Origin of the sequence: Actinomyces sp. zg296 (assembly GCF_009829695.1) — a bacterium.
GTDB lineage: Bacteria > Actinomycetota > Actinomycetes > Actinomycetales > Actinomycetaceae > Actinomyces > Actinomyces marmotae.
In genome coordinates, this window is record NZ_VWPG01000006.1 from 44,467 (window position 1) to 58,247 (window position 13,781).

Annotated in this window: 9 protein-coding genes and 4 tRNA genes; 3 read left to right on the plus strand and 10 right to left on the minus strand. The window is 70.9% G+C overall.

Translation table 11 applies throughout. The annotated features are described in order from the left end of the window. The first annotated feature begins 160 nt into the window (after positions 1 to 160). Positions 161 to 1,051 carry a polysaccharide deacetylase family protein gene (locus GVV76_RS06575; RefSeq protein ID WP_159625844.1) on the plus strand — a complete coding sequence of 297 codons (891 nt, stop codon included), beginning with the start codon at positions 161 to 163 and terminating at the stop codon, positions 1,049 to 1,051. 885 nt (positions 1,052 to 1,936) lie between these two features. On the opposite strand, the gene GVV76_RS06580 is transcribed toward GVV76_RS06575, so the two are convergent. The 4 genes from GVV76_RS06580 to GVV76_RS06595 form a co-directional block, all read right to left on the minus strand. Then, positions 1,937 to 2,009 (minus strand) — tRNA-Glu (locus GVV76_RS06580). 31 nt (positions 2,010 to 2,040) lie between these two features. Beyond that, positions 2,041 to 2,113: transfer RNA gene (locus GVV76_RS06585), tRNA-Glu, on the minus strand. A gap of 31 nt (positions 2,114 to 2,144) precedes the next feature. Then, positions 2,145 to 2,217 (minus strand) — tRNA-Glu (locus tag GVV76_RS06590). Between the two features lie 37 nt (positions 2,218 to 2,254). Continuing rightward, positions 2,255 to 2,326 (minus strand) — tRNA-Gln (locus GVV76_RS06595). A 301-nt stretch (positions 2,327 to 2,627) separates the two neighbouring features. Between GVV76_RS06595 and GVV76_RS06600 the strand changes: the two genes are divergently transcribed. Further along, positions 2,628 to 3,404: a hypothetical protein gene (locus GVV76_RS06600; protein ID WP_159523890.1), complete on the plus strand. Its 777-nt coding sequence runs from the start codon at positions 2,628 to 2,630 to the stop codon at positions 3,402 to 3,404. A 188-nt stretch (positions 3,405 to 3,592) separates the two neighbouring features. On the opposite strand, the gene gltX is transcribed toward GVV76_RS06600, so the two are convergent. Further along, positions 3,593 to 5,137, minus strand: a complete 1,545-nt coding sequence (gene gltX / locus GVV76_RS06605; protein WP_236263276.1) for a glutamate--tRNA ligase — start codon at positions 5,135 to 5,137, stop codon at positions 3,593 to 3,595. 165 nt (positions 5,138 to 5,302) lie between these two features. Between gltX and GVV76_RS06610 the strand changes: the two genes are divergently transcribed. Continuing rightward, the gene (locus tag GVV76_RS06610; RefSeq protein WP_159625846.1) at positions 5,303 to 6,535 is read left to right on the plus strand and encodes a MalY/PatB family protein; all 1,233 of its coding nucleotides are present in this window, start codon (positions 5,303 to 5,305) and stop codon (positions 6,533 to 6,535) included. Positions 6,536 to 6,549: 14 nt separating this feature from the next. Here the strand turns inward: GVV76_RS06610 and GVV76_RS06615 are convergent, their stop codons facing one another. The 5 genes from GVV76_RS06615 to GVV76_RS06635 all read right to left on the minus strand — a co-directional run bounded on the left by GVV76_RS06615 (position 6,550) and on the right by GVV76_RS06635 (position 13,686). Further along, positions 6,550 to 7,386, minus strand: a complete 837-nt coding sequence (locus GVV76_RS06615; RefSeq protein WP_159625848.1) for a fumarylacetoacetate hydrolase family protein — start codon at positions 7,384 to 7,386, stop codon at positions 6,550 to 6,552. 87 nt (positions 7,387 to 7,473) lie between these two features. Further along, positions 7,474 to 9,024: an alanine/glycine:cation symporter family protein gene (locus tag GVV76_RS06620; protein ID WP_159625940.1), complete on the minus strand. Its 1,551-nt coding sequence runs from the start codon at positions 9,022 to 9,024 to the stop codon at positions 7,474 to 7,476. Positions 9,025 to 9,111: 87 nt separating this feature from the next. Further along, positions 9,112 to 10,557 carry an alanine/glycine:cation symporter family protein gene (locus GVV76_RS06625; RefSeq protein WP_159523884.1) on the minus strand — a complete coding sequence of 482 codons (1,446 nt, stop codon included), beginning with the start codon at positions 10,555 to 10,557 and terminating at the stop codon, positions 9,112 to 9,114. An 11-nt stretch (positions 10,558 to 10,568) separates the two neighbouring features. Beyond that, on the minus strand, positions 10,569 to 12,128 hold the full coding sequence (locus tag GVV76_RS06630) for an alanine/glycine:cation symporter family protein (RefSeq protein WP_159625850.1): 1,560 nt from the start codon (positions 12,126 to 12,128) through the stop codon (positions 10,569 to 10,571). 19 nt (positions 12,129 to 12,147) lie between these two features. Beyond that, positions 12,148 to 13,686, minus strand: coding sequence for an alanine/glycine:cation symporter family protein (locus GVV76_RS06635; protein WP_159625852.1), 1,539 nt, complete (start codon positions 13,684 to 13,686; stop codon positions 12,148 to 12,150). Positions 13,687 to 13,781: the final 95 nt, after the last annotated feature.

Genomic DNA, 13,781 nt, shown 5'->3' on the forward strand with positions numbered 1-13,781 from the left:
CGGGGATCGGCCCCGGGGCGCCAAGAGTGGGGAAGTTCGTCACGACGGCATTCTAGAGCAACCGCCCTGACGGCGATCGGGCCCTCCGGGGGGAAGGAGAGAGAGTCCAGGGAGAGCGCGCGCGGCGGTCGCGCGGCGCGGGCGGCGTAACCTCTGCCCCATGACCCCGTCTCCCGCCTCCTCATCGGACTCGCCCGTTTGCGCATCGGAGGATGCCCAGGCCGACGCAGCAGGAGAGGGGGCGCGCCCAGCCACGGGGGTGGCCGAGCAGGGCCGCGACGGCGCTGCCGCCCACTCGTCGCGCCGCGGGGCCCTGAGGGTGGCCGGCATGCTCGCGGCGGGCACGATCGGCGCCGCGGCCGGGGCAGCGGCCACCCATTGGCACGACGGACGCCGCTCCCCCACCTTCCGCGTCGCCGCGCTGCCGGCGGACGGCTCAGGCCGCCGCGCGGTGTCCACGACCTTCCGGGTGGCGCCGGGAACTGGGTCGGTGGCCCTCACCTTCGACGATGGCCCGGACCCCCGCTGGACCCCGGTAGTCCTCGACATGCTGTCCCGGCTGGGGGTCAAGGCAACTTTCTTCGTGCTGGGCGAGGCCGCCCGGGCCCACCCCGATCTCATCGCCCGTGAGGCGGCCGAGGGGCATGAGGTCGCCATCCACAATTGGGTTCACACAGACGTCTACGGCGCCTCGCCGGATGAGCTCGGCCGGGACATCGACCGGACGATCGAGGCGATCACCTCCGCTGGGGCGCCCAAGCCAACGCTCTGGAGGCCCCCCTACGGGCGGGTGGACGCCGTCGCCCTGGCCGCCGCCGCGGACCGGGGCCTGGACCTGGTCCTCTGGAGCCTGCACACGCCGGGCGCCGCTGCGGCCAAGGAGGTGGGACAGGCCGCGCAGGACGGGGCGATCATCCTGTGCCACGACGGTCGGAGTCAGCCCTACGCCGAGCTCATGGAGGAGATGGGCCGATCCGTGGAGCGAATCCAGTCCCGTGGCCTGCGCGTCGTCAGCGCTGGCGAGCTGCTCGCGGGCGGTGGCGGATCGTGAGGATCCCCAGGACTCATTGAGAGCAGCACCGGCCGTTGAGGGCGGCACCAAGCCGTCTTGGGCAGCGGTGGGCCATTGAGGGCGGCACCAAGCCGTCCTGAGCAGCGGTGGACCGTTGAGGGCGGCACCAAGCCGTCCTGAGCAGCACCGGACCGTCTTGAGCAGCGGCACCAAGCCGTCCTGAGCAGCGGTGGACCGTTGAGGGCGGCACCAAGCCGTCCTGAGCAGCGGTGGACCGTTGAGGGCGGCACCAAGCCGTCCTGAGCAGCACCGGACCGTCTTGAGCAGCGGCACCAAGCCGTCCTGAGCAGCATCGGACCGTCTTGAGCAGCGGTGGACCGTCTTGAGCAGCGTTGGGCCATTGAGTGCAGCGCTCCCCGCGATGCTCTCAATGGCCGTCCGATGCCCCCGAGGGCCCCGCGCTGCTTTCGACGGCCCAGAGGCGCGTCCGCGGCCACATGGGCGCGGCGACCAGGGCCCGACGTCCACCACGCTCACCAAGAATGCGCGTCCGCGGCCACAGGGGCGCGACGACCAGGGCCCGACGTCCACCACGCTCACCAAGAATGCGCACCCGCAGCCACATGGGCGCGGTCGTCAGGCGCTGGTGCGCGCGGAGGTCCGGTCGGGCGCGCCCACAGCCACATGGGCGCGGTGGCGAGTGGGCGGCGTGAGCGCTGGCCGGGCGCCCGCCCCAACAGTGAGGCGTCCTTCCTCTGCTCTCCGGGGGGCAACCGGGGCCGGGCGCCCGCCCCCAGCAGGAGGCTCCCTTTGAGGCCGCGGCCCGCGGACACATAACAGCAGTCATCCCGCGGACACATCACAGCAGTCACAACTAAGGCCCGATCACCCGCAGCGACCGAGCCTCATGAGTTCAGGTTGGAGTACCCCGTACCGGATTTGAACCGGTGCTGCCGCCGTGAGAGGGCGGTGTCCTGGGCCGCTAGACGAACGGGGCGTGTGGACCGACAGCCTGATGGCCGCTTGAGTACCCCGTACCGGATTTGAACCGGTGCTGCCGCCGTGAGAGGGCGGTGTCCTGGGCCGCTAGACGAACGGGGCGTGTGGACCGACAGCCTGATGGCTGCCTGAGTACCCCGTACCGGATTTGAACCGGTGCTGCCGCCGTGAGAGGGCGGTGTCCTGGGCCGCTAGACGAACGGGGCGCAGTTCTTCAACTGTATGGCGAGCTCACGCTCTCCGCTGGGGTACCAGGACTCGAACCTAGAATGGATGAACCAGAATCACCTGTGTTGCCAATTACACCATACCCCAAAGCAGGTGACCCCGGACCGGCGAGCCGATCGGGGCAGCGGGAAGAAATCTACACGGGCTCCCCCTCGCTGTCGAATCGTGGGCACGTGAACGCCACCACAGCGCCATCGGCGGCCCCCAGGGGCGACTGGCCCGCCGCCGAGCAACCCTCACCATCGCCAGCGGCGCGAGGTTCCCGACCTCACCGTTGCCGATGCCGCCGGGCAGCCCTCACCATCGCCAGCGGTGCCCCGCACGCCCGGGGGTCCCTAGAATCAAAGGGCCCCCCTCCCACCATCGGAGGTATCGAATGATCCATCACATGCCCCTCATCCGCAGCGCAAGCGGCGGGCGCCGCATGGCCCAGGCCATCACCATCACCGCGTCCCTGAGCCTGTCGTTGTGCCTCGCCTCATGCTCTGACGGCAAGAGCGCCTCCCAGGCCGAGCCCTCCCAGGAGGCGACGGCGCCGTCGAGCCCCTTCACCCTGCCGACGCTGAGCACCCCCGCCCCTCCCCCGGTGCGCGCCCAGAACACGCCTGGCGCCGTCCCCACGCTCAACCAGGCCCCCAACCCCGACTCGGGATGGACGCCACCGGCGCTGAAGTTCTACAACGACGACTACTCCGTGTGGTACCAGGACGACAGCATCACCCAGCAGGACAGCGTCACGGACCGTGGCAACCTCGAGGGCTACCGCACCTATGACGGCTACTGCCTGGGCTACGTGATCAGGGATATCAGCTCCGTCTACCACCAGCAGCGGTTCGACGACGACCGCTACAGCCGCAACCGGGCGGGCCAAGCAGAGCCCATCGTCCACGACTTCAACAGCGACAAGCCGGAGAAACTCGGCCTGGTCAAGGACGACGGCGGCATCATGGACGGCTACTCGGCGCATTGGACGGGCATCACCGACTCCAAGCAGTGGAGCCAGCGCGATCTCACCGGCTACCGATTCTCACGGGTCGTGGGCGACGCGGGGCTGCGCTTCGATGTGTGGATCGGCTGTGAGAGCGGGCATGAGATCTCCGCCGATCAGTGGCACACGATCCTGGGGGGCATCCGCATCGAGGGGATGGACTCCCCCGCTTTGTGAGGAGCCGCCGCGCCTGAGCGGGCAGGAGCGGCCGTGCCGCCCACCGCGCCCGTGCCGCTCTCCGCGGCCGTACCGCCCGCCCCACCCGGGGGCCCCGGCGCGGCGGGCGCCGCGCCGGTTCGCGAGCGGTTCGCGGGCGCCGCACCGGTTCGCGAGAGGCCCGCGCCGGTTCGCGAGCGGTTCGCGTCTCAGGCGAGGCGCCGCCTCAGGGCGCGCAGGCGGGCCAGTGAGGAGGCCGCGCCGAGGATCTCCATGGACTCGAACAGCGGCGGGGAGACCTGCCGCCCCGTGACGGCCACCCGCAACGGCCCGAAGGCGAGGCGGGGCTTGATGCCCAGCCCGTCAACGATGGCCGAGCGCAGGACCTCCTCGAGGCGCGCCGTCGTCCACTCCTGGGGGCCGAGGGCGTCCAGGGCGGTGATGGCGGCGTCGAGCACCGCGGGAGCGGAGTCCTTGAGCTTGGACACGGCCTTGTCGTCGACGGCGAGCGCGTCGTCGCCCACGAAGAGGAAGCCGAGCATGTCGCGGCTCTCCCGCAGCAACTGGATGCGGGTCTGGATGAGGGGGGCGGCGGCGGTGAGGATCTCCCTCTCGCGCTCACTCAGCTCGGGGAAGGAGGGGGCGGACACGAGGGGCCGGGACCGCCAGGCCGGGTCGGAGGGATCCGGGTGGACGTCGCGCAAGTACGGCACGAGGCGGTCCCGGAAGTCGGCCGGCTCCAGGCGCCGCACGTGCTCGGCGTTGATCGCCTCGCACTTCTTGGGGTCGAAGCGCGCGGGGTTGGGGTTGACGTCGTGGATGTCGAAGTGCTCGACGAGCTGGGCGGGGGTGAAGACGTCCTCATCCTTGCTCAGCGACCAGCCCAGCAGCGCGAGGTAGTTGAGCAGGCCCTCGGGGATCATCCCGCGGTAGCGGTGGATGAGCAGGTTGGACTCGGGGTCGCGCTTGGAGAGCTTCTTGTTGCCCTCCCCCATGACGTAGGGCAGGTGGCCGAACTCGGGCACGGATTGCGCGCGGCCGATCGCGATGAGGGCGCGGTAGAGAACGATCTGGCGGGGCGTGGAGGACAGCAGGTCCTCCCCGCGCAGAACATGGGTGATGCCCATGGCGGCGTCGTCGACGGGGTTGACGAGCGTGTACAGCGGGTCCCCGCCGGCGCGCACGACGACGTAGTCGGGCACGGATCCGGCCTTGAAGGTGATGGGGCCGCGCACGAGGTCAGTGAAGGTGATGTCCTCGTCGGGCATGCGCATGCGCAGCACGGGCTTGCGGCCCTCGGCGCGGAAGGCGACCTTGGCCTCCTCGGTCAGGTCCCGGTCGAAGCCATCGTAGCCGAGCTTGGGGTCGCGACCAGCGGCGCGGTGACGGGCCTCGATCTCCTCCGGAGTGGAGTAGGACTCGTAGAGGTAGCCCGCCTCGAGGAGCTCGGCGGCCACCTCCCGGTACAGGCCCATGCGCTGGGACTGGCGGTAGGGCTCGTGGGGACCGCCCTTGCCCACCCCCTCGTCCCAGTCCAGGCCCAACCAGGTCAGCGAGTCGAGGATGGCGTTGAACGACTCCTCGGAGTCGCGCGCCGCGTCAGTGTCCTCGATGCGGAAGACGAAGGCGCCCCCGGTGTGGCGGGCGTGGGCCCAGTTGAACAGGCAGGTGCGCACCATGCCGACGTGGGGCGTGCCCGTGGGCGAGGGGCAGAAGCGGACGCGGATGGGAGCGGGCGTGGCGGTGTCAGTCATGATGGGTCATAGCGTAGCCCGGCCACGGGCTCCCCCCGCCCGACGCCCCATCCACCAGCGGGCCCGATGGGATCCCATGGGATCGGCAGCAGGGGCTGCGAACGACTGCGCACGCAGGGCGGACGCCATCAGGAACAGGCGCGCGGCCTCCGTATGATCCCCTCCATGAGTCAGTCCTCCTCCCGGCCCGCGCCCTCCCTGACCTCCTCGGATCTCTTCGCCGCCTTCGATGCCCTGACCCCCGGGCAGGCGCGCGCCAGGGGCTCGGCGAAGTGGACAGAGCGGCCCAACGCGGTGATCTCAGCGTGGGTGGCGGAGATGGACCTGGGCACGGCCCCGGCGGTGACGGCGGCGCTGCGCCACGCCGTCGACGACGCCCTCTTCGGCTACATGCCCACGCCGGTCTGGCGAGCCTGCCGCTCGGCGGTCATCGACTTCCACCGCGACTCCTTCGGCTGGGACATCCCGGAGGAGGACGTGAGCCTGCTGCCTGACGTGCTGTCCTCGCTGCGGGCGATCATCAGCCGAATGACGCGCCCGGGCTCGCCGATCATCGCGCCCACCCCGGCCTACATGCCCTTCCTGAGGATCCCGGGAGCGCTGGACCGGGAGGTGATCGAGGTCCCGGCCCTGCGCGGCGACGGCGTCTCGGCCCCCGTCTGGTCACTGGACCTGGAGGGCATCGAGACCGCCATGGCCGCGGGCGCCGGCCTTCTCATGCTGTGCAACCCGTGGAACCCGGTGGGTCGCGTTCTCAGCGCCGCCGAACTCGACGCCGTCGCGGAGTTGTCGGCCAAGCACGGCGTCATCGTGTTCGCCGATGAGATCCACTCCTCCCTCGTCCTGCCCGGGGGCGCCCAGCACATCTGCTACGCCTCCCGCCCGGGCGCCGACCCCGCCCTCACATTCACGGCGACGTCGGCCTCGAAGGGATGGAACATCCCGGGCCTGCACTGCGCCCAGCTCATCGCCTCCGGCGAGGCGCGCGCCCGGTTCAACGCCGATCCGCTGTGTTCCTCCCTGCCCGGGAGCGCCTCGGTCCTCGGCGCGATCGCCACGACGGCGGCCCTTTCCGAGGGACGGGGCTGGAACGAGGCGGTGCGCGAGTACCTGCGCGGCACGCTGGAGACCATCACGGGCCGCCTCAACGGGATCGACGGCGCATCAGTCACCATGCCGGAGGCCACCTACCTGACCTGGATCGACTTCTCGGGCGCCCTGGCCGATGGACGGATGACCGGCGCCCCCGCCGAGTTCCTGGAGCGCGAGGCCGGGGTGTCGATGAACGAGGGCGTGACCTTCGGCTCGGACTACGCCGCGTTCTGCCGCCTCAACCTGGCCACGGGGCGCGGCATCGCGGATGAGGCCGCCGACCGCATCGCCGCCGCCCTGGCCTGAGGCCCGCGAGCGCCTCAGCGGCGCACGACGGGGTTGGAGAAGCCGCCGATGCCCTCGACCTCGACGCCCACGCGCTGCCCGGCGCGGATCTCGCCGACACCGGCGGGAGTCCCGGTGAGGATGACGTCGCCGGGCAGGAGCGTGAAGATCGTTGAGGCGTAGGCGACGAGTTCCGTGACGCCCATGACCATGTCCTGGGTGCCGCCCTCCTGGACCGTCTCGCCGTCGAGCCGCGCGCGCACGGTGGCGCGCGAGGGGTCGAAGGCGCGCTCGTCACCGGGCTCGGGGATCTCGATCCAGGGCCCCAGGGGGCAGGAGGTGTCGAAGGCCTTGGCGCGCACCCACTGCGGCTCGGCGCGCTGGCGGTCCCGGGCGGAGACATCGTTGGCCACCGTGTACCCCATGATCACCCGGTGGGCGTCCTGCGGGGCGAGGTCCTTGGCGATGCGCTTGATGACGACGGCGAGCTCGGCCTCGTAGTGGACCTCCTCGCTCCAGGCCGGCAGGACGATGGGGGCGTCAGGGCCGATGACGGCCGTGTTGGGCTTGAGGAAGATGATCGGGGTCTCCGGCACGGCGCCATCCATGCCGCCGACCATCTCGGCGGCATGGGCGGCGTAGTTCTTGCCGATGGCCACCACCTTGGAGCGGGGGATGACCGGGGCGAGGAGCCTGGCCTCGCTCAGCGCCACGACCTCCCCGGTGGCCTCCGGCACGGAGAAGAGAGGGTCGCCCTTGAGGACGAGCAGGTGCCCCTCGGACTCCCCCGTGGGGACGGCTTCGGCCTCATCCAGGCCCTGGACGATGCCGTAGCGGGGCTCATCGCCGGTGGAGAATCGCGCGATCTTCATGGGGTCAGCCTACCGGTGCCGGGATCGCGATCGCGGCGCCTCTTCTCGCCTTTTTCACTCCCCCGGTCCCGGGCCCGCTGGGGGCGCTCAGCCCTGGGCGACCGGCGCTTCGGCGACAGCGGCAGCCGCCCCTCTGGGCGCCCAGACGTCTCCGGGCAGGTCGCCCGGCAGGTACGGGTTGCCCTTGCCGACGAAGCGGATCTCCTTGCGGCGGCCCTCCCGGAGCTCCCGGTTCTGGGCCTCCCAGTCGCGCAGGGCCCCGAAGGCCCACTTGCCGAGCAGGGTGATGGCGACGATGTTGATGACGGCCATCGCGCCCATGGCGATGTCGGACAAGTTCCACACGAAGTCCAGGGAGGCGACGGCCCCGACGTAGGTGGCCACGAGGATCATGAGGCGCAGCCAGGTGTGGTTGGAGCGCGAGCCGCGCAGGAAGTCGACGTTGATCTCCGCGTAGGTGTAGTTGCCCAGCAGGGAGGAGTAGGCGAACACGAAGATGATGAGGGCCATGAGGTACTGGCTCCACTCGCCCAGGACATAGGCGACGGAGTCGGAGGTCAGGGTCTTCTTGGCGGCGTCGGCGGCGGCGGTCGCCTCCGGGCCGGCCAGGTTGGCGGCGGAGTCGTAGAGGCCCGAGAGCATGACGATGAGCGCGGTGGCGGTGCACACGATGATCGTGTCGACGAACACGCCCATGGACTGGATGAAGCCCTGGTTGACGGGGTGAGAGGTGGTGGCGGTCGCCGCGGCGTTCGGCACGGAGCCCTCACCGGCCTCATTGGAGAACAGGCCGCGCTTGATGCCGTTGATGGCCGCGGCGTAGAACCCGCCGCTGATGCCGGCGAAAGTGGCGTTGAGGCCGAAGGCGCCCTCGAAGATCGCCTTGAAGGCGCCGGGGATGGCGTCGACGTGCAGGACGAGGATGACGATGGCCAGCAGCGCGTAGATGAGCGCCATGATCGGCGCCATCCACTCGGCCACGCGGGCCACGCGCTTGATGCCCTTGAAGACGATGGGCGCCGTCAGGGCCACGAGAACCGCGCCGATGACCCAGGGCTCCACCTCCTGCCCGTGATTCTCCAGGACGCCGTTGACCGCTCCGGCGATCGTGTTGGCCTGGGTGGCCTCGTAGGCGAAGCCGAAGACGAAGGTGATGACGACGGCGAAGACGCCGCCCCAGGTGCGCGAGCCCAGGCCGCGGGTGATGTAGTAGGCGGGGCCGCCGCGGAAGGAGCCGTCAGCGGCGGGGACCTTGAACATCTGGGCGAGGGTGGACTCGATGAAGCCGGTGGCCATGCCGACCAGCGCCACCACCCACATCCAGAAGATCGCACCGGGCCCGCCCAGCGTGATGGCGATGGCGACGCCGACGATGTTGCCGGTGCCCACGCGGCTGGCCAGGCCGATGGTGAAGGCCTGGAAGGAGGAGATCCCGCCCTCGGCGTTGCCCCTCGATCCGAAGACCGTGCGGATCATCTCGGGGAACAGCCTGAACTGCACCGCGCGGCTGCGGATGGTGAAGTAGAGGCCGACGGCGATCAGCACCCAGGCGAGGAAGCCGGCGTAGAACTGGTCGGAGATGTCTCCGAGGGTCTTGGTGGCGTCATCGAGCGCGCCCGTGGGCAGCACCGCCCGGATCGCGGGGGCAGAGTGGTTCAAAGGAGTACCTCCAGAGTCCGGGGGGCAGTCCCGGGGAGCCTAGGCCCAGCGTGTTACCCGCCTGTGTCATGGCCGGGGCGAAGGGGCGGCCTCCCAGACGCCGTCGTTGGTGTCCCCGGGCAGGAGCGGATTGCCATGACCGATGAACACGGGCTCGACGCCCTGACGGCGCTGAGCCTCCCAGTCGCGCAGGGCGCCGAGCACCCAGCCGATGAGCGCGACAAGCGCCACGAGGTTGATGATGGCCCCCACGCCCAGCAGGATGTCTGCCAGTGTCCACACCGTGTTGAGCGCCTGGAAGGCCCCGAGCGCGGCGCAGGCGACGGCGGCGCACTGCAGGGCCTTGGACGCCCAGCGGTTCTCAGTGAGGTAGTCGAGGCAGACCTGGGCGTAGGAGAAGGCCCCGATGATCGTCGTGTAGGCCAGGACGACGATGAGGATCGCCATGGGCCAGCGCGTCCACTCCCCCACCAGGAGCGCGATGGCGTCCTGGGTCAGTGAGCCGGCGGCGTCCTTGCCGGTGACGCCGGGCGTGTACACGGCCTCACCGGCGATGAGGATCGCCAGGGCGGTGGCGGTGCACACGAGGATCGTGTCAATGACGACGCCGAGGGCCTGGATGAGCCCTTGCTGGACGGGGTGGCGCACGGCGGCAGAGCCGGAGGCGCAGGCCGCCCCGCCCAGTCCCGCCTCGTTGGAGAACAGGCCGCGGCGCACGCCGTTGAGGATCGCCTGGACGACCCCGCCGGCCAGCCCCGCGAGCCCGGCGCGCAGACCGAAGGCGCCCTCGATGATGGAGGTGAGCGCCTGCCAAGAGGCCGCCGGATGGGTGACCACGATGCCCAGGACCGCCAGCAGGTAGGCGGCGGCCATGAGCGGGGCGAGGACCTCCGCGACGCGCCCGATGGCCTTGAGCCCTCCGAGCAGGACCGGCGCGGTGAGGGCCACGACGATGAGGGCGCTGCCCCATGCGGGGATGGCGCCGGCGGCCCCCAGGGCGCCGGCCACCGCGTTGGACTGGACCAGGGGCATCGACAGCCCGTTGGCGGCCAGGAAGAAGACCGCGAAGACCGCGCCGAGCCACGGCAGGCGCAGGCCCTTGGCGATGTAGTAGGGCGGTCCGCCCCTGAAGCCGCCATCGCGGTGGCGGACCTTGAGGACCTGCGCCAGCGTTGACTCCGTGAACGCGGTGGCCGTGCCCAGCAGGGCCACCACCCACATCCAGAGAATGGCGCCGGGGCCTCCCAGGAGGAGCGCCAGCGCGACGCCGACGATGTTGCCGGTGCCCACGCGGCAGGCCAGCCCGACGGCGAAAGCCTGGAAGGAGGACAGGGAGCGCCCCCCGCTCGCCCGGGAGCCGACCATCGAGCAGGCGATCGAGACGGAGTGGCGCAGCTGCACGCCGCGGGTGCGGATCGTGAAGTAAATCCCGGCCCCGATGAGGAGCCAGACGAGGAAGGTGGAGAAGAGGAAGTCCGAGACCTGGGTGAGGACGTCGTTCAGCGCGGGCATGGTGGCTCCTGTCAGTGCTGCTCGGCGGGGCCAGCGGCGGGCGCGGGGTTCCCGCCGGCCTTCTCAGCGGCGGTGCCGCCGGGCGCCGCCGTCGTCCCGTCCCAGACGCCTCCGGGCAGGTCACCGGGCAGGTGGGGGTTGCCGCGCCCCACGAACACCGGGACGCGGCCGGCGCGCAGCTGGGCGTCGAAGTCCCTCAGCGCCCCCAGGGCCCAGGGGGCGAGGCGGACGATGACCACGAGGTTGAGCAGGCCGAGCAGCCCGAGGGCGATGTCGGCCAGGGCCCACACCACGGGCAGGTCGAGGATGGTGCCGGCGAAAGCCGCGGCGGTGAGGGTCAGGCCGAAGACCTGCTCGGCGCGGCGCTGGCCGCCCAGGTAGTTGACGTTGACCTGCGAGTAGGAGTAGCAGCCCAGGACGGTGGAGAAGACGAGGACGAAGATGAGCACCACCATCGGCCAGGTCGTCCAGGCCCCCAGGTGCTCGACGACCGCCTGCTGGGTGAGGACGGCCCCCACGCCCCTGGCATTGTCCGCCGTGTAGGTCCCGGGCGCGTAGGTGCCGGTGGCGAGCAGGATGAGCAGGCCGGTGGCGGTGCACACCAGGATCGTGTCGATGAAGACCCCGAAGGACTGGATGAGGCCCTGGCGGACCGGGTGGGCGGTGGTGGCGGTGCCCGCGGCGTTGGGCACGGTCCCCAGGCCGGCCTCGTTGGAGAACAGGCCGCGGCGCACGCCGTTGAGGATCGCCGCGACGATCCCGCCGGCGACGCCGTACAGGGCCTGGTCGGCCCCGAGGGCGCCCCAGAGGATCGAGCGCAGGACGCCGGGAAGCTCGGTGATGTTGAGCGCCAGGACGACGACGGTCATGGCCACGTAGACGAGCGCCATGACGGGCGCCATCCACTCGGTGATCCGGGCGACCGACTTCAGGCCGCCCAGGACGACGGGCCCGGTGAGCATGATGAGGAAGACGCCGACCATCCAGGGCTCCACGGACGGGACGGTGGCGTTGATGACCCCGGCCAGGGAGTTGGTCTGCACCATGACCACGGTGACGCCCACTGAGATGATGCACAGGACGGCGAAGACGGCTCCCCAGGCGCGCGAGCCCAGGCCGTTCTTGATGTAGTAGGCGGGGCCCCCGCGGAAGGTGAAGTCGCGGCCGCGCTCCTTGAAGACCTGCGCGAGGGTCGACTCGATGAAGGCGGTGGCCATGCCGATCAGCGCGACGACCCACATCCACAGCAGCGCGCCCGGGCCGCCCATGAGGACGGCAATGGCGACGCCCGCGATGTTGCCGATGCCCACGCGCGCCGCCAGTCCCACGGCGAAGGCCTGGAAGGAGGAGATGCCGCCCTCGGCGCCGCCGCGCGATCGGGTCAGCGTCCGCGCCATGGTCCCGAAGTGCCGGGCCTGAACGGCACGGGTGCGGATCGTCAGGTACAGGCCGACGGCGATGAGCAGCGCGGCGAGCACATAGGTGTAGAGGAAGTCATCGACCTGACCGAGTTGCTCGGCGAGGGTAGCCGCGGGCAGGGCTGTCGGTGCGGTGAGCGGTGCGGGGGTCATCATGAGTCCTCTTCGTTCGTCAGGAACAGTGCTCGGCGCCGGTCGAGGCGGCCGGCTGGGTCGATCGGGGGTCTGAGGGCACGGCGTCGTCGCGCGAGGCCCACACGTCACCGGGGACGTCTCCGGGCAGGTGGGGGTTGCCGCGCCCCACGAAGACCGGCTCGGCGACGCCGGAACGGACCTGGGCCTCGTAGTCGCGCAGGGCGCCCGCGCCCCAGCGCACGAGCCACAACAGGGCCACGAGGTTGGTCAGCGTCATGATGGCCATGGCGATGTCCACGGCGTTCCACACGACGTCGAGGGTGAGGATGGCGCCGGCGGAGGCGGAGACCACGGAGAGCACGCGCACGGTCCAGCTCGCCCAGCGCCGGGGCCCCACGAGGTACTCCATGTTGACATCGGAGTACACGTAGGCGGCGATGATGGAGGAGTAAGCGAGCACGAAGATGAGCACCGCCATGGGCGCCACGGTCCAGCCGCCCAGCTCGTGGGCGATGGCCAGGGTGGTCAGCGTGGCGGGATTGGCGTCCGGGGAGGACCAGACCTCGGGCCCAGCGATGAGGATGACGAAGGCGGTGGCCGTGCACACGATGATCGTGTCCACGAAGACACCGAGGGACTGGATGAGCCCCTGCTGGACGGGGTGGGCGACAGTAGCTGTGGCGGCGGCGTTGGGGGCGGTGCCCTGGCCGGCCTCGTTGGAGAACAGGCCGCGCTTGGTGCCGTTGACGACAGCGGCGAGGATGCCGCCGCCCAGTCCTCCGGCAATGGGCTCGGGGGCGAAGGCGGCGCGCACGATCCGGCCCAGGACGTCCACGAACTCATGCAGGTTCGTCAGGCAGATGAAGGCCACGAGGACGATGTAGATGAGGGCCATGATCGGCGCCATCCACTCGGTCACGCGCGCCACGGCCCGCACCCCGCCGAAGACGACCATCGCGGTGAAGACGAAGATGAGGGCCGCGACGACGAGCTGGGCGGATGTCAGCCCGCCGGCGCCGGGCAGCGGGGCGGCGTCGTCAGCTCCGAAGGCCGCCAGCAGGGTGCCGGCAACGGAGTTGGACTGCACCGAGGTGATGATGAACCCGCAGGTCACCAGGGAGATGACGGAGAAGACGACGGCGAGCGGCCGGCTGCGCATGCCCCGCGTCATGTAGAAGGCGGGGCCGCCGCGGAAGGAGCCGTCAGCGGAGCGGACCTTGAAGATCTGGGCGAGGGTCGCCTCGAAGAACGCCGTGGCCATGCCCACCAGCGCCACCACCCACATCCAGAAGATCGCGCCGGGCCCGCCCATGAGCAGGGCGGCGGCCACGCCGAAGACATTGCCGATGCCCACGCGCGCGGCCAGCGAGATCGCGAAGGCCTGGAACGAGGAGATCCCGCCCTCGGCGCCGCTGCGCGCACCGCGCACCTGCCGGATCATGGAGCCCAGGTGGCGGACCTGAACGCCCCGGGTGGCGATGGTCAGGATGAGGCCCGTGCCGACCAGGACCCACATGGTGATGTGGGCGGTGATCCAATCGGCCACCTGTTGGAGATCCGCCGCGAGCGCGTCCATGCTGTGCCTTCCGCTGAATGTGGGAACGCCGGGCATGCTCTCATGAAGCGGCCCCTGCGCGAAGCGCCGTGCCGGATCCTGGGCCGTGGCGCCGG

Bases quoted from the DNA above. Each gene is read 5' to 3' on its own strand.
- GVV76_RS06635 (WP_159625852.1), bottom strand. From the start codon at position 13,686: ATGGACGCGCTCGCGGCGGATCTCCAACAGGTGGCCGATTGGATCACC.
- GVV76_RS06630 (WP_159625850.1), bottom strand. From the start codon at position 12,128: ATGACCCCCGCACCGCTCACCGCACCGACAGCCCTGCCCGCGGCTACC.
- GVV76_RS06600 (WP_159523890.1), top strand. From the start codon at position 2,628: ATGCCCCTCATCCGCAGCGCAAGCGGCGGGCGCCGCATGGCCCAGGCC.
- gltX (WP_236263276.1), bottom strand. From the start codon at position 5,137: ATGACTGACACCGCCACGCCCGCTCCCATCCGCGTCCGCTTCTGCCCC.
- GVV76_RS06615 (WP_159625848.1), bottom strand. From the start codon at position 7,386: ATGAAGATCGCGCGATTCTCCACCGGCGATGAGCCCCGCTACGGCATC.
- GVV76_RS06610 (WP_159625846.1), top strand. From the start codon at position 5,303: ATGAGTCAGTCCTCCTCCCGGCCCGCGCCCTCCCTGACCTCCTCGGAT.
- GVV76_RS06575 (WP_159625844.1), top strand. From the start codon at position 161: ATGACCCCGTCTCCCGCCTCCTCATCGGACTCGCCCGTTTGCGCATCG.
- GVV76_RS06625 (WP_159523884.1), bottom strand. From the start codon at position 10,557: ATGCCCGCGCTGAACGACGTCCTCACCCAGGTCTCGGACTTCCTCTTC.